Here is a 25,775-nt window from a genome sequence, read left to right on the forward strand (position 1 = left end):
GCCGGGATTTCTCCCAGCGCCTCCCTGTCAGACCAGAGCCTTTGCGCAGGCGCCGCCACCCGAAGAGCGACAGGCCGCGCCGGCCTTTGTCTTGACGGTCCGGCAAAGCGCTTCCCGAAAGATGCGGCATCTGTCCGAACCTACGCCTGCTTCTCCCGAAGGGTCCGCTGACGTGCCATCGAAAGTCTTTCCCGGACTTTCATGGCAGCATCGGTCCGCCGTTGGCGTTCGCACGCTTCCCGCGGTCCCCGTCCGTCAGACCGGCGCGTAACGGGCAAGCCCGCCGCCTTCCCGTCCCCGGTTTCGGGGTCCCCAGGTTGCTCCCTCCACTTCCGCTTCGCCTTGCGGCGCCGTTTCGGTTTCGGGCCTGAGATGGGTTGACCTTAGGTGACGATGCCGGCCGAGGGAATGCCCGCGCGCCTGTGGAAAACGGGATTATCGGGGACGAGCCGGCTAAAATCATGGCCGCTTGCCGGCTGTCGCGAACTGCCGCAGGGTGGCCGGCGGGAGGCAGGCGGATGAAGGTTGGCGTGATCCTGAATCCGGTCGCGGGAGGCGGCCGTCTCCGCAAAGACTGGCCGGAGATCGGCGCTGCCCTGAAGGGCGCGTTCGGCGACATCGACCTGCGCGAGACGCAGGCCGCGCGCGATGCGGTGACACTGGCGATGGACCTCGCCGCCGCCGGATGCGGCCTGGTGATCGCCGCGGGCGGCGACGGCACCGTGAACGAGGTCGCCGACGGGCTGGTCACCGCCGCCGCGGAGGGCAGCAAGTCGTCGCTCGGTATCCTGCCCTGCGGCACGGGAACCGATTTCGCCCGAGGCCTCGGCCTGCGCGACAGCCATGCGGTGGCGATCCGGCGCATGGCGCAATCGCGGGGCAGGGCGATCGATGCCGGCCGGGTCTCGTTCGTCGACGACCACGGCGCACTGGCGAGCCGCCATTTCATCAACGTTGCGAGCCTCGGCGTTTCCGGCGCCGTTGCCCGCGCGGTCAACGGCGACGAGCGGAAGGGCCGCGTCTCGGCTAGGGCGCTGTTCTACTGGCGCACCGTGACCGAGTTCATCCGCTACCGCTTCCGGGACGTCCGCATCACCGTCGACGACGGCGAGCCGACCGAGGCACGTGTCGCCCTCGTCGTCGCTGCGAACGGGCGCTTTTTCGGCGGCGGCATGATGGTCGCGCCCGACGCCCTGCTCGACGACGGGCTGTTCGACATCGTCATCCTGCGCGCCGCCGGCAAGCTCGGGCTGATCCGCGACATCAGGCTGCTCTATGGCGGTCTCCACCGCAACCACCGGGCAATCACCATCCTGCGCGGCCGGAAGCTGGTGGTGGAGCCGCTGGCCGACGCGGCCGCTCCGATGCTGATCGAGGCGGATGGGGAATCGCCCGGGCGCATCCCCGCGACGTTCGAGATCCTGCCAGGAGCGATCACGCTGCGGGATTGAATCAGTTTCCTGCCGGAAAGATTCACTGCGAAGGCGCAAGTCACTGACCGGAAAGCGAAATTTACTCAGGCTTCAAGTCTCGCGGGAAAGCCGGGCGCGCGCAGGTCGGTGCCGGTTGCGTCCTCCAGCAGCTTAACGATCATGGTCGACCACGCGTTGCCGCCATAGGCCGCCTTGCCTTCCTGGAAGATCGCATTGACGCGTGCAGCAAGATCGAGCGGCGCTCCGAATTCCCTGCCCATGGCGAGCGCGAAGCCGAGATCCTTCAGTGCGAGGTCCATGGTGAAGCCGATGTCGTAGGAGCCGTTGAGCACGAGTTGGCTCTCGGTCTCGTGCACAAAGCTGGTACCCGACGACGCGGCGATTGCATGGTAGGCCTGCGCGAGGTCGAGCCCGCCGCGTTTCGCCAGCATCAGCGCTTCGCCGGCGGCGACGAGGTGGATGAAGGCCAGCATGTTGGTGATGACCTTGATCACTGCGGCCGAACCGATCGGTCCCATCAGGAAGCTTTTCGCGCACATCGCCTCGATCGCGGCGCGGTGCCTTTCGAATAGGGCGGGATCGCCGCCGACCAGCGCGGTGATTTTTCCCGCCGCGGCGAGGTGAACGCCGCCGGTGACGGGACATTCGAGGGTCTCGACGCCCCGCGCTTCGGCCAGCCCGGCGAGGCGGACGATCTCGTCGCGGCCGTTGGTCGACATCTCGATCCAGGTCGCGCCGGCGGGGAGGCCGTCGAACAGGCCGTCCTTGCCGGTGAGCACCGCCTCGCTGACGGCGGGCGAGGGCAGGCAGGTGATGGCGTTGCCGGCGCGAGCGGCGGCTTCGGCCGGAGAGCCGGCGCCCGCAGCGCCCAGGGCGACGAGGCGGGCGACAGCGGCCGGGTCGCGATCGTGGACGGTGACGGCGAAGCCCGCGCGCAGCAGCGAAGCCGCGAGGTTGCCCCCGAGATGGCCGAGACCGATGAAGGCGTAGGCGGGCTTGTCCATCGGCGTCACGGGAACAGCGGCGACTGCGTCATCTCGAGATGCAGCGCCTTGCCGTCATAGGGATGCGCCTCGCAGACGGCTTCGTCCAACTCGACGCCGAGCCCCGGCTCCTTCGAGGGGATGACATGGCCGTCCTGCCATTCGATCTTCTTCTTCAGCAGCTTTTCGTGAAAGCCGTCCCACTGCTTCAAGGATTCGAGGATCAGGAAGTTAGGCAGGGTGGCCGCCAGTTGGATGTTGGCCGCGCCGACGATCGGGCCGCAATAGCAGTGCGGCGCGACCTGGATGTGATAGGCCTCGGCCATGGCGGCGATCTTCTTGGTCTCGAGGATGCCGCCCGAGCGGCCGAGGTCCGGCTGCAGGATGGTCGCTGCACGGGTCTCGATGACGCGGGCGAACTCGAACTTCGTCGTCAGCCGCTCGCCGGTGGCGATCGGGATTGACGTGCCGCGCGCCACCTGCGCCATCACTTCCGGCATGTCTGGCGGCACCGGCTCCTCGAACCACAGCGGGTCGTAGGGTTCTATCGCCCTGGCCATGCGCAGCGCACCGGACGCGGTGAACTGGCCGTGCGTGCCGAACAGGATGTCGGCGCGGTTGCCGATCGCCTCGCGGATCGCCTTCACCATGCGGGTGGAGAGGTCGATGTCGTAGAGCCTGGGCTGGTGGCCGTCATAGACGGTGTAGGGTCCGGCCGGATCGAGTTTTACGGCGTCGAACCCCTGCTCGACATAGTGCAGCGCGCATTCGGCTGCCATGTCGGGGTCGTTGTAGACGTTCTTCGGCGCAACATCTTCGGTGTGGACCGAGCCGGTGTGCGGGTAGAGATAGGTGTAGGAGCGCAGCGTCTCATGCACCTGGCCGCCGATGAGCTTGTAGACCGGCTTGTTCGCTTCCTTGCCGACGATGTCCCAGCAGGCCATTTCGAGCGCCGAGAAGCAGCCCATACCGGAGACGTCCGGCCGCTGGGTGAAGCCGGAGGAATAGCAGCGGCGAAAGAACACCTCGATGTCGTGCGGGTCGTGGCCGATGAAATAACGCTCGGCCATGTCCTCGATCATGCGGGCCGTGACATGCGCCGAAAAGGTCGCGTTGTAGGCCTCGCCGTAGCCGGTGACGCCGGAATCGGTCGTCACCCTGACGAAGATGAAATATTTGCCGCCGATCCCCGGCGGCGGATTGCCGACGACCCAGGTTTTTACGTCGGTGATCTTCATGTCTGCTCCTCCAGCACCATGCCCGCGCCTTTCCAGCCGGTCATGATGGCCGCCGCATTGGTGTTGCCCGAGATGTTATCCGGAAAAATGGAGGCGTCGATGACCCGCAGGCCGGAAATGCCGTGGACGCGCAGGCGCGGGTCGACCACGGCGTGGCCTGAGTCTGGACCCATGCGGCAGGTCGACACCGGGTGGTAGACCGTGCCCGAGCGCTGTCGGAAATCCTGGATCAGGTCGGCGTCCGACGTGACGGACGGGCCGGGCAGCACCTCCTCCTCGATGATCTCCGCCAGGGCCGGCTGCGCCGCGATCTTGCGCACGAACTTCACCGCGGCCAGCATCTCGGCGACATCCGCTTCGGTGGAATAGGCATTGGCGACGATCTTCGGATAGCCGCGCGGGTTTTGGGACCGGATCATGATCTCGCCGCGGCTCGACGGCCGACAGTTGGAGAGGCCGACCGAGAAACCCGGCCATGGGTCCGGCGTGAGGATCGGCCGCTCGCCGTTCTTCGGAATGACGGTCGAGAAGGCCTGGAAATAGAGCTGCATGTTTGGCCGCGCCATCGCCGGGTCGGTGCGGAAGAAGCCGCCCGCCGCGTTCATCGACAGCGACAGCGGCCCGCTGCGCAGGAGGATGTAGCGCATGCCGACCAGCGCCTTGCCCCACCAGGGGCGCAGGATCTGGTTCAGCGTCGGCAGCCGCCCCTTGAAGGTGTAGTTGATGCCGACGTGATCCTGCAGGTTGGCGCCGACATGGGCGTTGGCGTGTACCACCGGGATGCCGAGGCCCTGCAGCAGCGGAGCGGGACCGACGCCGGAAAGCTGCAACAACTGCGGCGAGTTGACCGCGCCGCCCGAGACGATGACCTCGCTTCCGGCTTTTGCGATATGCGTGCGGCCGTGCTGCTCGTACTCGATGCCGACAGCGCGCGCGCCGTCGAACAGGATTTTTGTCGCCAAGGCGTGCGTCTCGATGCGCACGTTTTTCCGATTCATCGCCGGGCGCAGGAAGGCGCGCGCCGCCGACATGCGGCGGCCGTTCTTGGCGTTGATCTGGTAGACGCCGGCGCCTTCCTGGCTCGGCCCGTTGAAATCAGGGTTGAGCGGCAGACCGGCCTGCCCGGCGGCGGCGAGGTAGCGCTGGGTCAGTGGATGCACCCTGTCTCTGGTGTCGGTGATGTGAACCGGGCCGCCGGCGCCGCGCCATGCGTCGGCGCCGGCTTCGTTGTCTTCGATCGCCTTGAAGACCGGCAGCAGGTCGTCATAACCCCAACCCGGATTGCCAGCGGCCGCCCAGGCGTCGAAATCCTCGCGCTGGCCCCTGATCCAGACCATGGCGTTGATCGAGCTCGACCCGCCGAGGATCTTGCCGCGCGGCCAGTGGTCGGCGTTGCCTGACAGCCCGGGGTCGGGTTCAGCACGGTAGTTCCAGTTGACGGCGGGGTCGAAGAAGGTCTTGCCGTAGCCGAGCGGCATCTGCACGTAGAAACGCCTGTCGCTGCCGCCGGCCTCCAGCACCAATACGGAGAAGCGGCCGCTCGCCGACAGCCGCTCGGCGACCACCGAGCCGGCGGAGCCGGAGCCGACGACGATGAAATCATATGTCTGCATGGCGTGGCTGGTCCCGGGAGCTTGCCGAAGCTAGTCCGGGCGCCGCCTTTGCGTCCCGCGCCCTTCCGGCATGGCTTGTGGAAATTGCGACCGGCCTTTCCTTGCGGTCGCGTCTGCGGCATGAGGGGAGGATCAGGCATCAAGCGAGGTGATCGACGTGACCCGCAACAGCACTCGACCGAATGGCGAACTGACCTTGCGCACGCTGGCGATGCCCGCCGACACCAACGCTGCCGGCGACATCTTCGGCGGTTGGGTGATGGCGCAGATGGATCTTGCCTGCGGCATCCGCGCCGCCGAACGGGCACGCGGCCGCGTGGTGACCGCTGCGGTCAAGGAGATGTCATTCGCGGCGCCGATGAAGGTCGGCGATACGCTCAGCATCTACACCGAGGTGACGCGCGTCGGCCGCACCTCGATGACGCTGAAGGTCGAAGCGTGGGCGCAGCGCTACCTGACCCACATCATGGAGAAGGTGACCGACGCCGAGTTCGTGATGGTGGCGCTGGACGGCGACGGCAAGCCAACGCCGGTGCCTGGGGAATGAACAGCCCTACTTGCCGGAAACCAAAACCGGCTTCATCTGGCCGGGCAGGTTCGCCGCATCGAACCGCGCCCGTGCGGCGTTGACGCGGTCGGTGTTGCTGCGCGCCCATTCGCCGAGCGCGTTGACCGGCTTCAGGAGCTCGCAGCCGAGTTCGGTGAGTTCGTAGTCGACCCGCGGCGGGATCGTCGGATAGACCGTACGCGTCACGAAGCCGTCGCGCTCCAGCCCGCGCAGCGTCGTCGTCAGCATCTTCTGCGAGATGCCGCCGACTGCGGTGCGCAGTTCGTTGAAGCGCAGCGGACCGTCGCCGAGCTTGCCGACCACCAGCACGGTCCACTTGTCGCCGACCCGCTGCAGGATGTCGCTGACAGCGCGGCAATCCTCGCTGCGGTGAATGTGCCTTGGTTTCAAAAAGGTGCCTCCTTGCGGCCCTCCGAGTCAGTATCCTATGTAGTTCAGGTATCCAACGGATACTAGAGCTTCATAGGAGACTGATATGTCCAAACCCAAGATCGCGGTGATCGTCGGCTCGACCCGCGCCACCCGTTTCGCCGACAAGCCGGCGGAGTGGATCGCCAATCTAGCAAAAGCGCGCGGCGATTTCGACGTCGAGATCGTGGACCTGCGCGATTATCCGATGCCGTTCTTCGAAGAGGCGGCCTCGTCGCTTTGGGCGCCGTCGAAGAACGAAGTCGCGTTGCGCTGGCAGAAGAAGGTGGCCGAGTTCGACGGCTTCATCGTGACCGTGGCCGAGTACAACCGCGGGCCGACTGCGGTGCTGAAGAATGCGATCGACTACGCGTATACCGAGTGGAACCGCAAGCCGGTGACCTTCGTGGGCTATGGCGGCGTCGGCGGAGCGCGCGCGATCGAGCAGTTGAGGCAGCATGCGGTCGAGTTGCAGATGGCGCCGAGCCGTTTCGCCGTGCACATCGTCTGGGGCGACTTCATCCAGATCCTGCAGCAGGGGAAGAAGATCGAGGATTTCGAGCACCTCAACCAGGCCGCCGCAACGGCGCTCGACGACCTCGCCTGGTGGGCGAAGGTCTTGAAGCAGGCGCGCGAGGACGACCTCCAGGTCAAGCAGGCCGCCGAATAAGACTGACCCATCCTCCCAAGGCGGGCGCGGGGGCGGCAAGGCGCCGCCCCCCTTTTCATGCCGCGCGGTTCATTTCCTCCCAGCGCGGTGGACGCCCGGCAGCCGCGAGGCGATGACCTTGTCAATACGGCGGCCGTCGAGATCGACGACCTCGAAACGCCAACCCTGGGCATCGACGCATTCGCCCGTCGTCGGCAGCCGGTGAAGGTGCGAGAGGATGTAGCCGGCGACGGTTTCGTAGTCGCGGTTCTCGGGAAGCTCGATACTTAAATGGTCGGCCATCTCGTCGGCCTGCATGTAGCCGGCGAGCAGCCAGGAGCCGTCCTCTCGGCGAACCGCCGGCGGTTCCTCCTCCTCGTCGAGATCGGAGCGGAATACGCCCGTGATCGCCTCCAGGATGTCGGCCGGCGTCACGATGCCTTCGAAATGCCCGTACTCGTCATGCACCAGCGCCACGGGAACGTCGGCCTCGCGCAGCGTGGTGAGCACATCCAGCGCGTCGGCCTGGTCGTGCACGATCGGCGCCGTACGCATCTGCTTGCGGGGGTCGAACGGCTCGCCGGCAAGCAAAGAGGCAAGCAGGTCCCGGGTCTTGACGACGCCGACCATGTTGTCGACCGCACCTTCGCCGACCGGCAGGCGCGAATGCTGCGTCTCCAGGAGCATCTTCTTCGCCGTCGCCTCGTCCCATTCGAGGTTCAGCCAGTCGATTTCGGTTCGCGGCGTCATCACCGCGCGCACGGCGCGGTCGCCGAGCCGCATCACGCCGGCGATCATCCGGCGCTCGTCGGATTCAATGGTGCCGTGATGCTCCGCTTCGGCGACCAGCATCTTGATCTCCTCGTCGGTCACCTTGTCCTCCGACTCCTCCGAGCGGCCGAGCAGCCAGAGAACCGCGCGCCCCGAAACGTCCAGCAGGAAGACCAGCGGCAGTGCAATCCGCGACAGCAGCGTCATGGCCGGAGCCACCTTGACGGCGATGCGCTCGGGATCGCGCAGGGCGATCTGCTTGGGAACCAGTTCGCCGACGATCAGCGACGCATAGGTGATGAGGGCGACGACGATGCCGACGCCGAGCGGGTTGGCGACGCCGGGCGACATGCCGGAGGCGACGAGCAGTTCACCCAGCCGCTGGCCGAGCGTCGCACCGGAGAATGCGCCGGAAAGGATGCCGACCAGCGTGATGCCGATCTGCACGGTCGACAGGAAGCGGCCCGGGTTGGCGCCGAGCTGCAGTGCCCTGCCGGCTCCCTTGACCTCGCGGTCGATCATCGCCTTGAGGCGGGCAGGCCTGGCCGACACGACCGCCAGTTCGGACATGGCCAAGAGGCCGTTCAGGCAGATCAGCGCGGCGACGATCGCGATTTCGACATAAACCATGGGGGTCAGCTGCAATCCGGGCAAATGGGTGGGACGGGGGGCGGTGCGGGCTTCCGCAATCGCTGGCGGGAGTGTCGCGCGTTCATCCCCGCACGACGCCCCGATGGCTTGGCCGGCGCGTCGCCGGATAGCGGGAATTCCTGATCAACCTGCCGTTCCCAGCACGCCGACGATCGCCTTTCCGTCGGTGAAGTAGCGGTCGCCGCCGCCGTTGCGGCCGTCGTCGGTGGCTCCGGATCCCGGGATATCGTAGGTCGAGCGGATCCAGCCGGCAGAGGTCAGGTCGCGCATCAGGAAATCGCGCTCGGCGTCGATGTCTGGCCCGATATGGTGGGTGATCTGGCCGGTGTCGTGGCTGACGCCGACGCCGCGGTCGAAGCTCGCCGAGCCAAGCCACAGCGGTTGCTGGTCGTCCTGGTCCGGTTGCTTGAGCCAAAGGCGAACGTGGTGGCGCTCGTCGGCGCTCGATCCGACCGGCTTCTCGAAGGCGAAATCCTGCCGCCGGCCTTCGTAGATCAGCGTGCTGACCGGCGCATCCGGGTCCGGCCGGTCGAGGATGACGCTGAGGCCGATCTCGATGCTCGTCTTGAGGGTGATCGCGTCGGCCGGACGCCAGCCGGCCGCGGTGAACGCCTGGATGAGATCCTGATGGCTGCCGGCAAGGCCGATGTTGAGCGGATCGCCCGGAATGCCGTCGGTCGTCGTGGTGCGCATGAGCGGCGGCGGCGCGTGATCGTCGCGAAACAGCCAGAAGCCGGGCGCCGCGACATAGGCGATGGCCACGTAGGCCAGAACGACCATCAGCGTTGCGGTTGCGGCCGGGCGGGCCCTTCGTCGCCAGTGCTTTTCGGGCTCGACAGGAGCGGTGGACATTTGCGCGGATTGTACGCGACGCAAACCGCGCTGGGAAGCCGGTCGAGCGAACCGGGCGCTCGCGCTGCCAGATTTTCAGCGGCAGGCGACGCGGCGACGCTCCTTGATGTCGAAGTGGAAATGGTTGCGGTGGTCGTAGTTGTAGCCGGGGCCCAGCACCGTGTTGAAGTACTGGCAGCCGTCAGCGCGCACATTGTTCAGGAACCCGCGTTGGCGGAAGGAGAACAGTCCGGGCTTCTTGACGTCGATGTCGCGGCCGCTGTTCAACTCGATGCGCATGATGTCGAGGGCGTTGCCTTTGCCGTGCTCCGACAGGGTGCGGCTGCCGGCGATCTTGCGGCAGGAATAGCTGGAGCCCTGGTGGATGGTCTTCACGCCGGTGAAGTAGCGGCGGCGGGCGGCCGGTACCAGTTCGTTCTTGGTCCATTGCGCGAAGGTCAGCGCCATGTCGCAGGAAAGGGTGGCGGCGGGTTTCATGTCGACGCTGCCGATGGCGGAAACCTTGACCGGATGTTCGATGCCGCATTGTCCTTCGCTGATCGGCGCCAGGTCCACGAAATCCACCTTCAGCCGCTTCAGTTCGCGCCGGCAGTCGACTTCGTCCGGCGGCATGTAGTCGGTCTGCGGCGCCACCGGGGTATCCATGCGCGGGTAGCCGATCAGGTAGGGGTCGGACGGAACCAGGGTCTGCAAGCCGACGCCCGGGGCCGGCGGGGCGATGACGGCGGCCGTCTCGACACGCGGGACGCCGGCGGTCGAGGCCCCGACGTCGACCGCGGGTTCGAGATTGAGCACGCTTCCCGTCGTGCAGGCCGCGGCCGAAATCGCCAGCAGCGCCAGCACGCCCGCCGCCTGGATGCGGCGTGGCTTGGCTGCTTTTACGGCCTGGGCCGGCTGGCTGGCGCGGCGATGGTCCGCCATCGGGGGAGGGCTCCGAACTCGCAACAATGAAGCAATGATCGCCACCCGCTGCGGCGCGGCCGGGATCATGCCTGGAGAAGCGTCACCCTATTGCCGAAACGTAAAGGAAAGCTCAGCGCCCGGATTCACCTCTGCGGCGAAATTGCGGCATTCATTCGCAGACGGTGCCGCCGTTTCGGCGCGGCGCGAGGTCGAGATGGATGTGTTCGGCGTGATCGGCGTCGCTGCCGGGGCCGAGCACGGTCTTGAAGGGGCCGCAGGCGGCGCTGCGAACAGCGTCGAGGAACTCGGACGATCGTTCGGGCGGGGATGGCTGGACGGCAATCGTCGTGCCGCCAGACAGCGTGAAGGCAGCGATGTCGAGCGCGTTGCCGAAGGCGTGCTCGGAGAGTTTCTGCGATCCGTTGCGCGGCCGGCAGACATAGGCCGACGCATGCGCGACCGATTGCAGCGGCTTGCCGAACGTCCGCTGCGCGGCGGGCGAGACGACATCGCCGGCGAAACGCGCGGCGGCCTCCGCCATGGCGCAGTTCATTTCGGCGCGGGGTTGCAGCTCTATGCCACTGCCGAGCGAACTCACGACGATCGGATAGGGCATCGAACAACCGATCGGGTCTGCTTCGGGCGGCTTGTTGTCGAACTTTACGCCCAGTTCCGCCAACCGTTGCCGGCAGGCGATTTCGTCCTCAGGCAGGTCGCCGGACGGGTTCGGGCGTTCTGCCGAACGCGGGTCGGGCAGAACTGGACCCGGACGGGCCGCGAGGAGCGCGTCGTCGGGTGTTGCGGCCGCCAGGCGGGGATTCGGCTCGGGAACGGGGACTGTTTGCGGCAGTGCTTCGTCGCTTGCGACGGGTTTTTCGAGTGGCGCCGCCGGCGGTTCCTGGACGGTTTCTGCCGGGTCCTGCCGGGGCTCGGCCGTTTCCGCCGAAGCGCGGGGGCTGGGCTCGGGAACGGGAGCCGAAACGGGTGCATAGGCCGTTGCCGCATCTGGCCCTGCCGAGGCGACTGGTTGCGGATCGCCCGGCGGCGTGCCCGCAAACGGTCCCGGCTCGCCGATGCCGTCCGGCTTCTCCGTCGGCACAGGTGCGGTGTCGGGCGTAACCACTTTCGCCTCCGGGCGGGGCTTTCGCCGTTTCGGAGGCTTGTCCCGCGGCGCCTGGAACAGCTTTTCCAGCCAAGCCGGCGCCGCCCGGGCATCCGGAGGAGGGAAAAGGAACAGTCCCGAGATCGAGACGGCAAAGACCAGCCGGAGGATCGAAAGCTTGCCCATGACCGTCAACGTTTCCGCACGACAACTGGTTGCACCGGCCCGGCCCGGCCCAGGCTGATCGCGGTTCACTCGGCGGCGGCCACGCCGATCGCCTCCAGCCCTTCATCGAGCCAGTCGGCAAGCATCGGCATGCCAAGCAGATAGCGGATCGGCCGGTAGTTGCGCCGTTTGGCCTCCGCGACGGCTTCGGCGAATTCCCCCGCTTCGAAGTCGCCGCGGCCGATCCAGGTGAGCGCGATCAGTTCGGCCGCCTCGTCGACGTTCAGCGTCCGCACGATCTGGCGTAGTTCTCGTTCGGTCTGGTCCTCGGTCTCCTCCTCGGCAAGCCCGTCGTGATGGTGGAGATCCTGGGTGTCGTCGAACTCGACCTCGTGTTCCGCGCCGTCCTCGTAGTCGCCGTTGACGGCCGCGCTGACCGTCCGCGCCTTCTCGACGATAAGGCGCACCGTGTCCGGGGCGATCGTCAGGTCCCAGACCTTCTCGGCGCGCTTCGACACAGGCCACTCTCCCTCGTTTCCGGGGATAATAAGCAAATTGGCACGCCGGATGTAAGCTCAGACGAACGCGCCGGCGGATCAGAAGGGAAGGAGCCCGATCGCCCATAGCCAGCCAACCGTCGCGGCGAAGGTTGCAAGCGTCATCGGGATCCCGGAGCGGGCAAAATCAACGAACGAAAGTGTGACGCCCGACATTGCAGCGCGTTCAGCGACGATGATGTTGCAGAGCGACCCCGTGAGCAGGAGATTTCCGGCGAAAGTGGACAGAAGCGCCAATGCCGTGAGAGCACCGTCCGAAAGGTCGGGGACGAGCTTGATCAGCAGGATCACGGCGGGCACGTTGCCGATCGAGTTCGAAGCGGCGAGCGTCAGCGGGGTGAGCACCGACAGGCGGTCGGGCAGGAGACCCTTGGCGGCGAGCCAGTCCAGACCGTCCTGTGAAAGGCCTGTCTTGACGAAGGCGGCGGTAATCCCGAACAGGCAGGCGAACAGCAGCAGGAGCTGCCAGTCGACCGATCCGATCATTGTGCNCCGTTCGAAAGGTCGGGGACGAGCTTGATCAGCAGGATCACGGCGGGCACGTTGCCGATCGAGTTCGAAGCGGCGAGCGTCAGCGGGGTGAGCACCGACAGGCGGTCGGGCAGGAGACCCCTGGCGGCGAGCCAGTCCAGACCGTCCTGTGAAAGGCCTGTCTTGACGAAGGCGGCGGTAATCCCGAACAGGCAGGCGAACAGCAGCAGGAGCTGCCAGTCGACCGATCCGATCATTGTGCGCGAGGACAGTCGGCGCGACATCAGCAAAAGGCCGGCGACGGCGAGCGCCGACAATTCGCGCGGAAGAGGCGTCAGGAAAAGCGCAACCAGCATCACAATGGCGGCGAGCCCCTTTGCCAACTGGAAACGGTCGATCGCAGGCGCTTCCGTGCCGGGGATCGCTGCGTCCACGGCCGGCCTCAGCCGCCATGTGAAGGCGACGGCGATGTAGGTCATCGCCAGCGCGGCGAGCGTCGGCGGCAGGGCGAAGCCGAGATAGGTCCAGAAGTCGAGCCCGCCCGCCTGGCCGATGAGGATGTTCTGGGGATTGCCGATCAAAGTTGCCGCCGAACCGGCATTGGCTGCGCCGGCCAGCCCAATCAGGTAGGGCCGTGGGTCCAGCCGCTGCGAGGCGATGCCGGCCGCGACGACCGGCGTCAGGGCAAAGACGACGACGTCGTTGGTGAAGATCGCGGCCAGCATGCCGGTGGCGGCGATCAGCGCGGCGAGGAGCCGTTTCGGGCTGCGGGCGGCCTGCACGATCCGATGGGCGATCCAGCCATAGAAGCCCGATTGCTCGAACTGCGCGGACAGGATCATCAGTGCGAAGAGCAGCGCTATTGTCGGCATGTCGACCGCAGCGCCGGCTTCCTCAAGCGACAGGTCGCCGGAGGCCAGAAGGATGATCAGGCCGAGCAGCGCGACGCCGGTCCGGTCAATGGCAAGGCCGGGAACCCGGCCGAGCGCCATGCCGAGATAGGCAAGTACGAAAACCGCAACCGACAGGGTGATCATGCGCGTGACTCGGTCGATCGCAGGCACCGGCGGGAATCGCCTGAAGAAGAAATAGCGGAGTTGCCGGGTTTTCGCGCGGGGGCCGGTCGAATATTTTGGCGGACGCGACATCTGGCGGACGCCTGGCTGCGGGCCTGCCGCAAGGCGGCTTCGCAAGCGGCGTTTCGCGCCAACCGTGGAGGATACCCATGTCCCTGAAGGGCAAGACACTGTTCATTTCCGGCGGATCGCGCGGCATCGGGCTCGCAATCGCGTTGAAGGCGGCCCGCGACGGGGCCAACGTCACCATTGCCGCCAAGACGGCCGAGCCGCATCCGAAGTTGCCGGGTACCATCTACACGGCGGCGGAAGACATCGAGAGGGCGGGCGGCAAGGCGTTGCCGGCGCTCTGCGACATCCGCGACGAGGCGCAGGTGGCCGACGCCGTGGCGAAGACCGTGGAAAAGTTCGGCGGCCTCGACATCTGCGTCAACAATGCCAGCGCGATCAGCCTGACCGGCACGCTCGACACCGAGATGAAGCGCTACGACCTGATGCACCAGATCAACACGCGTGGCACCTTCCTGGTTTCGAAGCTGTGCATCCCGCATCTGAGGAAGGCGGCCAACCCGCACATCCTGAATCTTGCCCCGCCGCTCGACATGAACGCGAAGTGGTTCAAGGGACACGTCGCCTACACGATGGCGAAGTTCGGCATGTCGATGTGCACGCTCGGCATGAGCGCGGAGTTCGCCGGAGACGGCATCGCGGTGAACTCGCTCTGGCCGCTGACGGCGATCGACACGGCTGCGGTGCGCAATCTTCTCGGCGGCGAGCAGGTCGCCTCGATGAGCAGGACGCCGGACATCCTGGCGGACGCAGCCTACGCCATCCTCAATCGCCCGTCGCGCGAGGCGACCGGCAACTTCTACATCGACGAGGAGGTCCTGCGCGAGGAGGGCGTCTCCGACTTCTCGCACTACGCGCCGGACGCCAAGGGCGCGCTCGCGGGAGATTTCTTCGTGCCCGACGAGGTGTTCGCGCGCAGCCCGACGAAGGTGGCGCGAACCTTCGGCTAGCGGCCCGCTCGCGTCAGATGTCGAGTTCCTTCGGCTTGCCGTCGGCCTTCTTGCCCGCCTTCAACCCGGTCAGCCGGTCGATGTAGGCAAGCAGGAGGGCGGAGGCGACGAAGGCCATGTGCATGATCGTCATCCACATCAACTGGCCGCTGGTGTAGGTCGCGCTGTTAAGGAAGACCTGCAGCAGGTGGATCGACGAGATGGCGACGATGGTGGAGGCGACCTTCACCTTGAGCGAGCCGGCGTCGATCGTGCCCAGCCAGTGGACGTCGCCGGTTTCGCCGTCGAAGCGGCTGACGAAGTTCTCGTAGCCGGAAATGATCACCATCACGACGAGGCTGGCGACCAGGGCGGCGTCGATCAGGCCGAGCATCTTCAGGATGGTGTCGGTGTCATTCATCACGAGAACCTTGCTCATGAATTCGACGAGCTTCTTGCCGAACGAGACGGCGTAGACCGCGAGCGCCAACGCGAGGCCGACATAGAAGACGACGAGCAGCCAGCGCGACGCCAGGATGATCGATTCGATGGCAAGTTCGATGCGTTTCATGGAAGGACCGGATGCGTTTCGCGCGCTTATTTCGGTCAGGAAGGGTCGCTTTGCAAGGGGCTGCGGCCGTGACCGCGCGGCTTTGTCGCGATGGGGGAGAGGCGAGGCTCGCGGGAGCGGTTCGGTCGTGCTTTCGGCTGCGGGCAGGGCCGGGGCGTAGCCCGATCGTCCGCCGCCGGGCCCGCTAGCCGAACATCAGCCCGCGGACGAGATCGGGGACAACCTGCACTGTCCTCAGGGCGGATTTCAGCTTGGCCTGGCTGGCGCGCGAAAGCGCGGCGACCTCGACCGAATTGGTCACGGGGATACCGGTTTCGAGGTCGCGTGCCTGCTGTTCCAGCATCACCGCCATGAACAGGCGATGGGCGCCCGCCAGTTCGGCCAGTTCCTCGGCGTTGCCCAGTCCGCGCTCGGCCAGGCCGCCGAGCCGCCGTCGCGTCGAGCGCCGGCGGATGCCGTGGCGGATGGCGGCGGTTCGGGCGGCGGTGACGATCGGGAAGAGGCCGTGGAACTTGAGGTCGATGCGGCCGTGCACGGTCTGGAGCCCCCCCAGCAGACCGAACGGGCTCGGCCGGGCGAACAGCTTTTCGCCCATCTGCTTCGCGAAGGTCGGGTTTTCGGCACCCGCCGCAAAGGCGTAGTCGAACAACTCGGCGCCGAGCGAGAGGTCGCCATGGACCGGTCGCTGGTCGAAAAAGATGTCGACGTTGAGGAGGTCTTCTCCCCGGGCGCGCCTGACCCAGCCGTCGATCCGCTCCTTCCATGTCGCCACTGATCCGCGCCAGGCCGCGTTCCTGGCCATGACGCCGCCCGAACAATAGGGGATGCCCGAGAGATTGAGGGTGTCGGCGATTTGCGCGCCGAGGTCGGCGAACCAGCTGTCCTCCGGCCCGTCGGGCTCACCGGTCGCATAGACGATCGCATTGTCCTGGTCCGGCGCCAGCAGGCTTTCCCCGCGGCCGCCCGAGCCAAGGACCATCAGGGCGTAGGGGCAGGGCGGCGGCCCGCGGCCTGCGGCGAGCATGGCCTGCTCGGCCAGTTCGGCGGCGCGGCGCGTCATGACGCGGATTTCCTCGCTGATCACCCCGGCGACGAGGCCGGAGTCGAGATCTTCCTGCACCAGCAGGCGCGCCGCGGTCGGCAGGCTGGCCCATGCCTGCGCCATCTCTTCCGCGCTTGTGGCCGCGCCGATGGCGTCGTCCAGGCGAAATGCGGCCCCGGCGCGCAGTTGCAGCAGGTCGCGGGCGGAGATGACCCCGGCCAGCCGCTCACGCTCGTCGCGCACGGCGAGGTGGCGCAGCTTTAGCCGATCCATGCGGCCGATGGCGCGATAGACGAAGGCGCCCGCCGCAATGCTGGCCAACGGCCGCGAGGCGAAGCCGCCGACCGGCATGGCGAGCGCCTCGGCGCCGTTCCGGGCGATCAGCCGCATGATGTCGCGTTCGGTGACGATGCCGTAGTCCCGCAGCGGGCCGCCCGGAGTTCCATCGGCCGAGACGAAGATCGACGAAATGCCGTGGCGCACCATCGTGTCGATCGCCGCCTGCGCAAGCGTGTCGTCGGGCATCACCACGACATCGGTACGCATCAGGTCCTGTATGCGGTGGCTATAGGCAAAGGGGTCGAGCAGGCTGGCATCCGAGGGGCGCGGCGACGTCACAGGTTCGCTCCAGCCGGCCCGGTAGCCGCTTTCGAGCCGGTCGGACAGGTCGAGGCAGGCGCGCTCGGCCTGCGCCAGGGTGTGGATGCCGCGCTCGGCCAGGCGCGGCACCAGCGCCTTGAAGATGCCGGCCGCGGCCTGCGCGTCGCCAAGCGCCGTGTGGCGGTCGCTGATCGCGACGCCGAGCCATGCCGCGAGCGCGTCGAGCGAGCCTTCTGGCAGGCGCGGATTGACGATCGAGCCGAGCAGCCGCACGCAGAGCGACCTCGGCTTTTCCCATGCAAGGCCGGCGCGCTTGGCTTCGTGCTCCATTACGGCGAGATCGAACCCGATCGAGTGGCCGACGAGCAGCCGGTCGGCGCGAAATTCCCGAAAACGCGCAAGCGCCTCCGCAATTGGCGGGGCGTCGCGCACGGCGTCGTCGCCGATGCCGTGGATGGCGGTGGAGGAGGCGGGAATCGGCACGCCTGGATCGACCAGCGTCGAGAAGGCCGGTCCCGCCCGGGAAGAGCCGGGCGCGATGGCGACGCCGGCGAGTTGCACGATGCGCGCCTTGGCGGTGTCGAGCCCGGTGGTCTCGGTATCGACGGCCACGGCCTCGAGAGCCGCCAGAGGCGTGGCCCCGCTTACCGCCTTTGTGTGCTTCCCCTCCATAGCCCCGCCAGTCTGACATCCGTTTGCCGCTTCGTCACCGGGGCGAAAGTCGCATGGGGCTGAAAATGCGAAACCCGGCCGGGGAGGGGAACCGGCCGGGTTTCTGTCCCAGGGAACGGGACGGGGCAGGGAAGCCTTGCCTTGAATCTGGTGCTTGCCTCCCGCGTTTCAATGGTTGTCCGAAACGCGGGAGGACAATCTCAGTTGGCGCTTGCGACCGGCGCGACGAGTGGCGTGATGCGACGTATCGCGACACGGCGGTTCTCCCGCTCCGGCTCCTCGGTCTTCACCTTCAGGTAGCGCTCGCCATAACCCTGCGTCGCAAGGTTCTCCGGTGGAATACCGAAGACATTGGTGAGCGCGTCGGCAACCGATTCGGCCCGCCGGTCCGACAGCGCCAGATTGGCGACGTCGGATCCGACCGCGTCGGTATGGCCTTCGATGAGGAAGGTTTCCGCCGGGTTGCGATCGAGCAGCTTCTCCATGGCCCGCGCGACGCCTTCCAGCTTCCTCACCTGATTTTCCGGGATGGAGGCCGAGCCGAATTCGAAGGTCAACGTGTCGAGATCGACACGACGGGCTATGTCGCGCACGCGCGCCGAGCGCTTGACCTCGTCGACGGAATACAGGCGCTGCACCCGTTCGACCGGCGGTTGTTCAAGGAACTCGTAGTAGTCGTTGGGGTCGTCGACATACTCGGATTCCAGGATGTACCGGTTGCGCGGGATGTTGAGACGCATCGGCGGAAGGTCGAGGCCGGGATCGCGCCACTCGCGCACGCGGTCGAAATTGTCGTCGTCGACATAGACGAGGACATATTCGCGCCCGTCGGGCATGATGCGGGAACGCCGGATCACGTCGCCGTACCGATTGCGGATCGTGACGATGCGCACGCCGTTGTCGCGCAGGATCGTCTCGCGGACCCGACCTCGTGGCAGATCCTCATAGTAGACGTCGCGCGCGCCGCGCGTCATGCGCGGACGGTCGTTGCTTTCAACGATGACCTGGTTGTTGAGCTGGATGATGATGCGGTCGCCGATCTCGCGAAGCACATCGACACCTTCCGGACGCTCGCGGCGGCGGCGTTCTTCGTCGTCCGGCGCACGGTCGCGCCGCGTGCCCTTCTCCTCGGTCACCGCCTCGATCCGTGCCGGCTGGGCGGCCTCGGTCGCCGCGGCATCCGTGGCGGGTGGCGGACCCTGATCAACGGGCTCGACGGGTTGGGCGGCCTGTCCATCCTGCTCGGCGCCGTCGCGACGGCGCTTCTTCTCCCGCTGATCCGGCGCGGCCTCCTTCTGGCTGTCGAGGATGGGCGCCGCATCGGGATTGCCCGGCTGCGCATCGGGTCCGGCGGTGTCGGACTGCTCCGGCTGTTCGCCGGCCGCAGGGGCCTGCGAAGGCTGCGGTTCAGGCAGAACTTCGGCCGGCTGTTCCTGCTGCTCCATGGTTTCCGGCTGCGCGTCGGGCTGCGCGGGCTGTTGCTGTTCGGCGGGCTCTTCGGCGCCGGGCTCAGGCTGGACGGGCTGTTCCGGAGTTGCCTCTTCCGCCGCAGGCGCCTGTTCCTCGGCTGGGGCTGCTTCGGCATCGGGCTGCGGCTCAGCCGGCGGTGCGGCTTCCTGAGCGGGCTCTGCCTCGGGCATGGGCTCCGGCTCGAGCGTCGGCTGGGGCTCGGGTTCCGGTTCGGGGGCAGCCTCGGGCTGAGGTTCGGATTCCGGCGCCGACTCGGGCTGAGGTTCGGGAGCCGCCTCCGTTTCGGGGGCGGGCTGCTGCTCCTCTTCCAGCTTCTGCTGTTCCTGCGCCGGCGGGCAATCCTCGCCTTCGCACTCGGCCTGCGCCAGAATGATCGGCGCCGACGGCGTGACGGCGGCGCGGAAGGCGGTCTCAGACAGTTGCGCCGCACTCAGCGGCGCGGATGCCATGAGCAGGCCGATCGCCGTGCCCGCCAGTATCCGTGGTTGGCGTTTCATAAATCGCTTTCTCCTGGATGTTTCTCGTCCCTGTCCCGGCCGAAACCCCGAATCGGCGGCTTTGGTTCCCACGGGGCGCCAATTCTGACGCCACCGTCGGGCGGAAGGCCGGCCAAGTCATGGCCAATTCCCGGCCAAATGGCGGCGGACCACGGCGCTTGACCTTGTGCGCCGAAGGCATCACATGCGCGGTATGAGCGAGCCGTTCTGGAAGACCAAGACGCTGGAAGAGATGGACGCCGCCGAGTGGGAATCGCTCTGCGACGGCTGCGGCAAGTGCTGCCTGTCCAAGCTCGAGGACGAGGATACCGGCGAGATCTACTTCACCAGCGTCGGCTGCCGGCTCTTCGATGCCGGAACCTGCCGCTGCGGCGACTACGACAACAGGCTGTCGATCGTCGCCGATTGCGTTCGCCTGACGCCGCAGAACGTTCGCACCATCGCCTGGCTGCCCAGCAGCTGCGCCTACCGGCTGGTTGCGGAGGGGCGCGACCTATTTTCCTGGCACCACCTTATATCTGGCGATCGGAACACCATCCATGAAGCCGGCATGTCCGTGCGCGGTCGCGTCACGGCGTCCGAATCCGAGATGGACGATCCGGAGGACTATTTCGACCACATGCTCGACGGCGAGCCGTAGGCGGCGGGCTGTCAGCCTCGAACCGCTCTCCATGAACCCGGGATGAACGCGCGGTTCCCGCCGCGTTCAGCTTGGCTGGCGCATTCTCGCGCCATCGTCGGTTCCGGCGACACAGACAAGATGGAGAAGACAATGTTTGCCAAGCTCAAGACCGCCGCCCTGTCCGCCCTGATCGGCCTTGGCACGCTCGCGGCCGTGCCGGCCACGGCCCAGGCCGATGATCTTTACCTCAACTATGGCGGTGGCGTCGGTGTTGGCGTCCAGTTCGGCGACTACGACCGCGTCGACTATCGCCGTGACTACCGGTATGACCGCCGTCACGAGCGTCGCGAATACAGGCGCTGCACGCCCGATCGCGCGCTCGACAAGGCCGAGCGCTACGGCGTCCGGCGCGCCCGCGTCATCGACGTCGACCGCCGCACCATCACGGTCGCCGGTCGCAAGTGGGGTGACCGCATCCGCATGACTTTCGCCCGCGCGCCGAACTGCCCGATCATCCGCTGGTAGCGGTGCCGAAAGGCCCGCCTGAACGAACAAGCCCCCGAAGGCCTGCCTCCGGGGGCTTATTCGTTGATTGGGCGCGACCGCGCTACTTCAGCTCGAACGTCATGTTCACCTGTACCCGGTAGGCGTTCTCGCCTGCCTGGATCGGAGGCGCCGCGCCGACACGGTCGAACGCCTTTGCCTCGATCGACATTGGCTGCGCGGCAAAGGACTGGTCCGAGATCTCGATGACCTTGCCGAGGCTTACACCGGCGGCCTCGGCCAGCACGTTTGCCTTGGCCATCGCTTCCTTAACGGCATTCTTGCGCGCTTCCGTGACGGTCGCGGAGGGATCGTCGTTGGTGAAGACGATGCTGCCGCCCTGGTTGACGCCCAAGGACACAGCCTTGTCGATGAGTTCGCCGGTCTTGGCGAGGTCGCGGACACGCACCGTAAGCGTGTTGATCACCTGATAGGCGACCAGGTCGGCCTGTTGGCTTCCGTCGGGCTTGTTCGTGTAGTTGTAGCGCGGCATGATCTGGAGGCCGGCCGTCTGCAGGTCGCGGTCGGCGACGCCGAGACCCTTGATGGCCTCTATCACATCGGTCATGGCAGCGCTGTTGGCGTCGAGCGCCTCGCGCGCCGTCTGGGCCTCGCGCATCACGCTGAGTGAAAGCACAGCCATGTCGGGCGTAACGGTCGCCTCGCCTTCGCCCGTCACGACGATGCGCGGTTGGACCGGCGCTTCGGTTGCCGACGCAGCCACGGGAAACGCCATCGCCGCCGCGAGCCCGAGTGCCATCATTCGTCTGTTCATCATGTCTCCGATCATCAGTTGAGCGTCCGGCCTATGCCGCGATTATGGATGCATTGCGGCGGCGTCAGTTCGATCGTTCCGCGCCCAGCCTCGTTGCCATAGCACGGCCTGCCCGGGCTGCGATGCTGGAGGCTGGCCGAACGCGACAAGAATCTCTAAGACTCCCACACCTGAGGGCCTCGCCCTGCCAGATGAGGGATACAGAAATCGTGCGACGCAGCATCTCAATCGCCGCAATCCTCGTCCTGTCCGCGGCGCCCGCGGCGCTCGCGCAACAGCAGGCGCCTACCGCACCGATCGTCCAGACCGCGCCGGTCACGCTCGCCCCCGTCAATACCCAGGTCGAGTTCGTCGGGTCGGTGGTCGCCGAACAGGAAGTGGCGCTCACGGCCAGGGTCGAAGGGTTCCTCGATGCCGTCAACTTCAAGGAAGGCAGCTTCGTGCAGGCCGACAGCGTCGCCTTCGTGATCGAGAAGGATACCTACGAAGCGGCGCTCGATGGAGCCAAGGCCCAGCTGGAAGCTGCCCAGGCGGCGACGGCAGGGGCCGAGGCCAACCTCAAGCTGCAGGACATCAACCTGCTCAGGCAACAGGAACTGGTGAAGACGCAGGCGGTCTCGCAATCCGTCGTCGACCAGGCGCAGGCCACCCGCGACAGCGCGGCCGCGCAGGTCGACCAGGCGAAGGCCCAGGTTTCGCAGATGCAGGCGCAACTCAAGACCGCCGAACTCAACCTCTCCTTCACCGACGTCAAGTCGCCGATCACCGGGCGGATCGGCAAGGCGAACATCACCGAGGGCAATCTCGTATCGCCGCAGAGCGGAACGCTGGCGACCGTCGTGCAGAGCGATCCGATCCGGGTCGTGTTCTCGATTTCGGACCGCGAATACCTGCAGGCGGTCAAGTCGCTGAAGCCCGACAACAAGGGCGTCGCCTCCAACGCGTCGGGCTACACGCCGAAGCTGACCCTGCCGGACGGCACGGAATACGACCAGCCTGGCAAGATCGCCTTCCTCGACAACACGATCGACCCATCAACCGGCACGATCGCGGTCTATGCCGAGTTCGCCAATCCCGAACTCAAGCTCGTGCCCGGGCAGTTCGTCCAGGTCACCGTGCAGGCCGGCGAGAGCGTCGATCTGCCGGTGGTGCCGGCCTCGGCGATCCTGCAGGACCAGCAGGGCGCCTATGTTTTCGGCCTGGACGATCAGAACAAGGCCCAGATCCGCCGCGTGACGCTCGGCCAGCGTGTCGGCACGAACTGGGCGGTGACGTCCGGGCTGGCGAACGGCGAAATGGTCATCGTCTCGGGCATCCAGAAGGTGCAGGCAGGTGTCACCGTGACGCCGCAGCCGGCGGGGAACTGACCGATGTTCGCCGATATCTTCATCCATCGCCCCCGTTTTGCGATGGTGATCGCCATCGTGATCACGCTTGCCGGCACGATCGCGATGATCAACATCCCGGTCGCTCAGTATCCCGACATCACGCCGCCGACCGTGCAGGTCAGCGCCAGCTATCCCGGCGCCGACGCGCAGACGCTGGCCGATACCGTCGCAGCGCCGATCGAACAGCAGGTCAACGGCGTCGAGGGCATGATCTACATGTCGTCGACAGCCAGTTCGAGCGGTCTCTACACGTTAACCGTGACGTTCGCGGTCGGCACCGACCCCGACATTGCGCAGGTCAATGTGCAAAACCGCGTCGCGCTGGCGACGCCGCTGCTGCCGGATGCGGTGACCAGGCTCGGCGTCAACGTGCGGGCCCAGCAGCCCAACTTCCTTTTGATCGCCAACATCTTCTCGCCGGAGGGCACGCATGACGGGCTCTTCCTCTCCAACTACGCGCAGATCAACGTGGTCAATCCTGTGGCGCGCGTGGCCGGCGTCGGTTCGGCGAACCTCATGGGCGGGCTCAGCTATTCGATGCGCGTATGGCTCGACCCGCAGCGCATGGCAGCGCTCGGCATCACCGCCGACGATGTCACCAACGCCATCCAGCAGCAGAACGTCCAGGCGGCCGCGGGGCTCATCGGCGCGCCGCCGATCCCCGACGACCAGGTGCTGCAGTATTCGATCACCGCGCTCGGCCGCCTGACCAGCACGGACCAGTTCGCCGACATCATCATCCGCACCAGTTCGGCCGGCGCCATCGTCAGGGTGCGCGACATCGCCAAGGTGGAGCTCGGCGCGCAGACCTACGCATCGGAAAGCCGTCTGAATGGCAAGCCGGCGGCGACCATGGCGGTCTATCAGTCGCCAGGCTCCAACGCGCTTGGCGTCGCGTCCGCCGTGAAGGCTGAGCTCGAGGCGCTGAAGAGCCGCTTTCCCGACGACGTCTCCTACGAGGTGATCTACGACTCGACCGATTTCGTGAAGGCGACCGTCCACGAGATCATCTTCACGCTGATCCTGACCGGCTTCATCGTTCTCGGCGTCGTCTTCATCTTCCTGCAGGACTGGCGCGCGACGATCATTCCGGCGCTGACGATTCCGGTGTCGCTGATCGGCGTCTTCGCGGTGCTGCTCGCCTTCGGCTTCTCGGCCAATACCGTCACGCTGTTCGCCCTCATCCTGGCGATCGGCCTGGTCGTCGACGACGCCATCGTGGTGGTCGAGAACGTGCAGCGCGTGATGGAGGAGGAGCCCGGCATCACCGCCGCCGACGCCGCGCACAAGGCGATGGCGCAGGTGACAGGGCCGATCATCTCGACGACGCTTGTGCTGTTCGCGGTGTTCGTTCCCGTCGCCTTCCTGCCCGGGATCACCGGCCAGCTCTACCGGCAGTTCGCCATCACCATCACCGCCTCGGTGGCGATCTCGGCGCTCAACGCGCTGACGCTCAGCCCGGCGCTTTGCGCGGTGCTGCTGCGGCCGCCGCGCGAGGCGCGTGGCCTGTTCCGCCACTTCAACCGCGGGCTCGACAAGACGCGCGACGGCTATTCGGCGATCAACCGGCACCTGGCGCGCCGCACGGTCATCACGCTCGCCATCATCGCCGGTTTCGCCGGGCTCGCCACATGGAGCTTCTATCGCACGCCGACCGCCTTCATCCCGAACGAGGACCAGGGCGTGCTGTTCGCCAACATCCAGCTGCCCGACGCCGCCGCGCTGCCGAGGACGCAGGACGTGCTGACGAAGATCGAGGAGATTTCGCGGCAGACCGAGGGGGTCGCCAACGTCGTCACGGTTTCGGGCTTCAGCCTGCTCACCGGCGCGGTGCAGCCCAACAGCGGCCTCGCATTGATCGTGCTGAAGCCCTGGGACGAGCGCAAGACCGCCGAGACCGGGCTGAGGGCGATCTACACCAGGCTGAACCACGAGTTCGCCGCGCTCGGCGCAGCCAACATCGTGATCTTCCCGCCGCCGGCCATTCCGGGCGTCGGCAATGCGGAAGGGTTCGACATGCGCCTCCAGGCGCTCGGCGGGCAGCCGCCGGAAGAACTCGCCCAGGTGATGCGGTCGTTTATCGTGGAGGCCAATTCGGACCCGGCGATCGGGACCGCCTATTCGACCTTCTCGGCCGAGGTGCCCGGGCTCTTCCTCGACATCGACCGGGTCAGCGCGCAGCGCCTCAACGTGCCGGTCTCGACCATCTTCAACACGCTGGCGGCGCAGCTCGGGTCGGCCTACGTCAACAACTTCACGATCCTCGGGCAGGTCTACCAGGTCAACGTCCAGGCCGACCAGAACTACCGGCGCACCGCCGACGACATCCTCAAGATCTACGTGCGCAGCACCACCGGAGCGATGGTGCCGCTGAGGGCGCTCGCCACGGTGAGAACCGACCTGCAGCCGACGCTGCTGTCGCGCTACAACCAGTTCACGGCGGCGACCATCAACGGCACGCCGGCGCCGGGCGCGTCGTCCGGCCAAGCGCTGGATGCGCTGACCAGGCTTGCCGCCACGGCGCTGCCGCAGGGCTATGCGTTCGAATGGTCGGGGCTGTCCTTCCAGGAAGCGGTGGCGAGCGGCGGCACCGTCGCGGTGTTCGCGCTGGCGATCATCTTCGGTTACCTGTTTCTGGTCGCGCAGTATGAAAGCTGGACGATCCCGTTTGCTGTCCTGGCCTCCGTCGTGGTCGCCGTTCTCGGCGCCATCCTCGGCATCCAGATGGTCAGGCTCGGCCTGAACATCTATGCGCAGATCGGCCTCGTCCTGCTCATCGGCCTCGCCGCCAAGAACGCCATCCTGATCGTCGAGTTCGCGAAGGAGAGCTACGAATCCGGAAAGACCCTGCAGGAGGCCGCGGTGGAGGGCGGGCACATGCGTTTCCGCGCCGTCCTGATGACGGCGATCGCCTTCATCCTCGGCGCCGTGCCGCTCGTCGTCACGTCGGGCGCGGGCGCCGCGAGCCGCATCTCGATCGGCGCAACGGTGGTCGGCGGCATGCTGGCGGCGACCGTCATCGGCATCCTGCTCATCCCATCGCTGTTCGTGCTGTTCGAGAAGATGGGCGAGTTGTTCGGCGGCGCGCAGCGCAAGGAGCCGGCGTCGCCGGAGCAGCCCGCGGCCTGAGCGGCTTTCGTCGCCGAGAATGCGCCGT

At 66.8% G+C, this 25,775-nt stretch carries 23 protein-coding genes; 8 read left to right on the forward strand and 15 right to left on the reverse strand.

All coding sequences use genetic code 11. The annotated features are described in order from the left end of the window. The first annotated feature begins 518 nt into the window (after positions 1–518). Positions 519–1,451 carry a diacylglycerol/lipid kinase family protein gene (locus ABUE31_RS01420; RefSeq protein ID WP_367721686.1) on the forward strand — a complete coding sequence of 311 codons (933 nt, stop codon included), beginning with the start codon at positions 519–521 and terminating at the stop codon, positions 1,449–1,451. A gap of 65 nt (positions 1,452–1,516) precedes the next feature. Here the strand turns inward: ABUE31_RS01420 and ABUE31_RS01425 are convergent, their stop codons facing one another. The 3 genes from ABUE31_RS01425 to ABUE31_RS01435 are packed head-to-tail and all read right to left on the reverse strand — an operon-like array spanning position 1,517 to position 5,267. Beyond that, positions 1,517–2,437 carry an NAD(P)-dependent oxidoreductase gene (locus tag ABUE31_RS01425; RefSeq protein ID WP_367721687.1) on the reverse strand — a complete coding sequence of 307 codons (921 nt, stop codon included), beginning with the start codon at positions 2,435–2,437 and terminating at the stop codon, positions 1,517–1,519. Between the two features lie 5 nt (positions 2,438–2,442). Continuing rightward, on the reverse strand, positions 2,443–3,654 hold the full coding sequence (locus tag ABUE31_RS01430) for a mandelate racemase/muconate lactonizing enzyme family protein (RefSeq protein ID WP_367721688.1): 1,212 nt from the start codon (positions 3,652–3,654) through the stop codon (positions 2,443–2,445). Then, entirely contained in the window at positions 3,651–5,267 is a 1,617-nt protein-coding gene (locus tag ABUE31_RS01435) for a GMC family oxidoreductase (RefSeq protein WP_367721689.1), read from the reverse strand. The genes ABUE31_RS01430 and ABUE31_RS01435 overlap by 4 nt, the downstream gene beginning before the upstream one ends. Positions 5,268–5,478: 211 nt before the next feature. Here ABUE31_RS01435 and ABUE31_RS01440 point away from each other — a divergent pair, with 211 nt between their 5' ends. Continuing rightward, positions 5,479–5,814 (forward strand): acyl-CoA thioesterase, encoded by a 336-nt coding sequence (locus ABUE31_RS01440; RefSeq protein WP_367722498.1) that lies wholly within the window; start codon positions 5,479–5,481, stop codon positions 5,812–5,814. Positions 5,815–5,820: 6 nt separating this feature from the next. On the opposite strand, the gene ABUE31_RS01445 is transcribed toward ABUE31_RS01440, so the two are convergent. Beyond that, positions 5,821–6,225, reverse strand: a complete 405-nt coding sequence (locus ABUE31_RS01445) for a winged helix-turn-helix transcriptional regulator (RefSeq protein WP_367721690.1) — start codon at positions 6,223–6,225, stop codon at positions 5,821–5,823. Between the two features lie 85 nt (positions 6,226–6,310). Between ABUE31_RS01445 and ABUE31_RS01450 the strand changes: the two genes are divergently transcribed. Then, complete coding sequence (locus ABUE31_RS01450) at positions 6,311–6,913, forward strand: NADPH-dependent FMN reductase (RefSeq protein ID WP_367721691.1); 603 nt, start codon at positions 6,311–6,313, stop codon at positions 6,911–6,913. A 69-nt stretch (positions 6,914–6,982) separates the two neighbouring features. Here ABUE31_RS01450 and ABUE31_RS01455 read toward each other — a convergent pair whose 3' ends face one another. The 7 genes from ABUE31_RS01455 to ABUE31_RS01485 all read right to left on the reverse strand — a co-directional run bounded on the left by ABUE31_RS01455 (position 6,983) and on the right by ABUE31_RS01485 (position 13,512). Further along, on the reverse strand, positions 6,983–8,293 hold the full coding sequence (locus ABUE31_RS01455; protein ID WP_367721692.1) for a hemolysin family protein: 1,311 nt from the start codon (positions 8,291–8,293) through the stop codon (positions 6,983–6,985). A gap of 144 nt (positions 8,294–8,437) precedes the next feature. After that, a complete protein-coding gene (locus tag ABUE31_RS01460; RefSeq protein ID WP_367721693.1) occupies positions 8,438–9,094 on the reverse strand; it encodes an LssY C-terminal domain-containing protein in 657 nt (218 codons plus the stop codon). A 147-nt stretch (positions 9,095–9,241) separates the two neighbouring features. Next, positions 9,242–10,087, reverse strand: a complete 846-nt coding sequence (locus ABUE31_RS01465) for an extensin-like domain-containing protein (RefSeq protein ID WP_367721694.1) — start codon at positions 10,085–10,087, stop codon at positions 9,242–9,244. A 151-nt stretch (positions 10,088–10,238) separates the two neighbouring features. Beyond that, a complete protein-coding gene (locus ABUE31_RS01470) occupies positions 10,239–11,357 on the reverse strand; it encodes an extensin family protein (RefSeq protein WP_367721695.1) in 1,119 nt (372 codons plus the stop codon). A 65-nt stretch (positions 11,358–11,422) separates the two neighbouring features. Continuing rightward, positions 11,423–11,854 carry a DUF3775 domain-containing protein gene (locus ABUE31_RS01475; RefSeq protein WP_367721696.1) on the reverse strand — a complete coding sequence of 144 codons (432 nt, stop codon included), beginning with the start codon at positions 11,852–11,854 and terminating at the stop codon, positions 11,423–11,425. Between the two features lie 78 nt (positions 11,855–11,932). Next, positions 11,933–12,379 carry an SLC13 family permease gene (locus ABUE31_RS01480; RefSeq protein WP_367721697.1) on the reverse strand — a complete coding sequence of 149 codons (447 nt, stop codon included), beginning with the start codon at positions 12,377–12,379 and terminating at the stop codon, positions 11,933–11,935. After that, positions 12,376–13,512, reverse strand: coding sequence for an SLC13 family permease (locus ABUE31_RS01485; protein ID WP_437344056.1), 1,137 nt, complete (start codon positions 13,510–13,512; stop codon positions 12,376–12,378). Before ABUE31_RS01485 ends, ABUE31_RS01480 begins: the two co-directional genes overlap by 4 nt. Before the next feature lie 77 nt (positions 13,513–13,589). Here ABUE31_RS01485 and ABUE31_RS01490 point away from each other — a divergent pair, with 77 nt between their 5' ends. Continuing rightward, positions 13,590–14,459 carry an SDR family oxidoreductase gene (locus ABUE31_RS01490; RefSeq protein WP_367721699.1) on the forward strand — a complete coding sequence of 290 codons (870 nt, stop codon included), beginning with the start codon at positions 13,590–13,592 and terminating at the stop codon, positions 14,457–14,459. Between the two features lie 13 nt (positions 14,460–14,472). Here ABUE31_RS01490 and ABUE31_RS01495 read toward each other — a convergent pair whose 3' ends face one another. From ABUE31_RS01495 to ABUE31_RS01505, 3 genes are all read right to left on the reverse strand, one after another. Beyond that, the gene (locus ABUE31_RS01495; protein ID WP_367721700.1) at positions 14,473–15,009 is read right to left on the reverse strand and encodes a TIGR00645 family protein; all 537 of its coding nucleotides are present in this window, start codon (positions 15,007–15,009) and stop codon (positions 14,473–14,475) included. A 184-nt stretch (positions 15,010–15,193) separates the two neighbouring features. Next, the gene (locus ABUE31_RS01500; RefSeq protein WP_367721701.1) at positions 15,194–17,323 is read right to left on the reverse strand and encodes a DUF294 nucleotidyltransferase-like domain-containing protein; all 2,130 of its coding nucleotides are present in this window, start codon (positions 17,321–17,323) and stop codon (positions 15,194–15,196) included. Between the two features lie 200 nt (positions 17,324–17,523). Then, on the reverse strand, positions 17,524–19,290 hold the full coding sequence (locus ABUE31_RS01505) for an OmpA family protein (protein ID WP_367722499.1): 1,767 nt from the start codon (positions 19,288–19,290) through the stop codon (positions 17,524–17,526). A 193-nt stretch (positions 19,291–19,483) separates the two neighbouring features. Between ABUE31_RS01505 and ABUE31_RS01510 the strand changes: the two genes are divergently transcribed. Continuing rightward, positions 19,484–19,930, forward strand: coding sequence for a YcgN family cysteine cluster protein (locus ABUE31_RS01510; protein ID WP_367722500.1), 447 nt, complete (start codon positions 19,484–19,486; stop codon positions 19,928–19,930). Positions 19,931–20,062: 132 nt separating this feature from the next. Then, positions 20,063–20,437 carry a hypothetical protein gene (locus tag ABUE31_RS01515; RefSeq protein ID WP_367721702.1) on the forward strand — a complete coding sequence of 125 codons (375 nt, stop codon included), beginning with the start codon at positions 20,063–20,065 and terminating at the stop codon, positions 20,435–20,437. A gap of 82 nt (positions 20,438–20,519) precedes the next feature. Here the strand turns inward: ABUE31_RS01515 and ABUE31_RS01520 are convergent, their stop codons facing one another. Further along, complete coding sequence (locus tag ABUE31_RS01520) at positions 20,520–21,230, reverse strand: SIMPL domain-containing protein (protein ID WP_367721703.1); 711 nt, start codon at positions 21,228–21,230, stop codon at positions 20,520–20,522. A 209-nt stretch (positions 21,231–21,439) separates the two neighbouring features. Between ABUE31_RS01520 and ABUE31_RS01525 the strand changes: the two genes are divergently transcribed. Both ABUE31_RS01525 and ABUE31_RS01530 read left to right on the forward strand, forming a co-directional pair. After that, positions 21,440–22,597: an efflux RND transporter periplasmic adaptor subunit gene (locus ABUE31_RS01525; protein ID WP_367721704.1), complete on the forward strand. Its 1,158-nt coding sequence runs from the start codon at positions 21,440–21,442 to the stop codon at positions 22,595–22,597. A gap of 3 nt (positions 22,598–22,600) precedes the next feature. After that, a complete protein-coding gene (locus ABUE31_RS01530) occupies positions 22,601–25,747 on the forward strand; it encodes an efflux RND transporter permease subunit (RefSeq protein ID WP_367721705.1) in 3,147 nt (1,048 codons plus the stop codon). The last annotated feature ends 28 nt before the right edge of the window (positions 25,748–25,775 follow it).

Origin of the sequence: Mesorhizobium marinum, assembly GCF_040813675.1 — a bacterium.
Taxonomy (GTDB): domain Bacteria; phylum Pseudomonadota; class Alphaproteobacteria; order Rhizobiales; family Rhizobiaceae; genus Mesorhizobium_K; species Mesorhizobium_K marinum.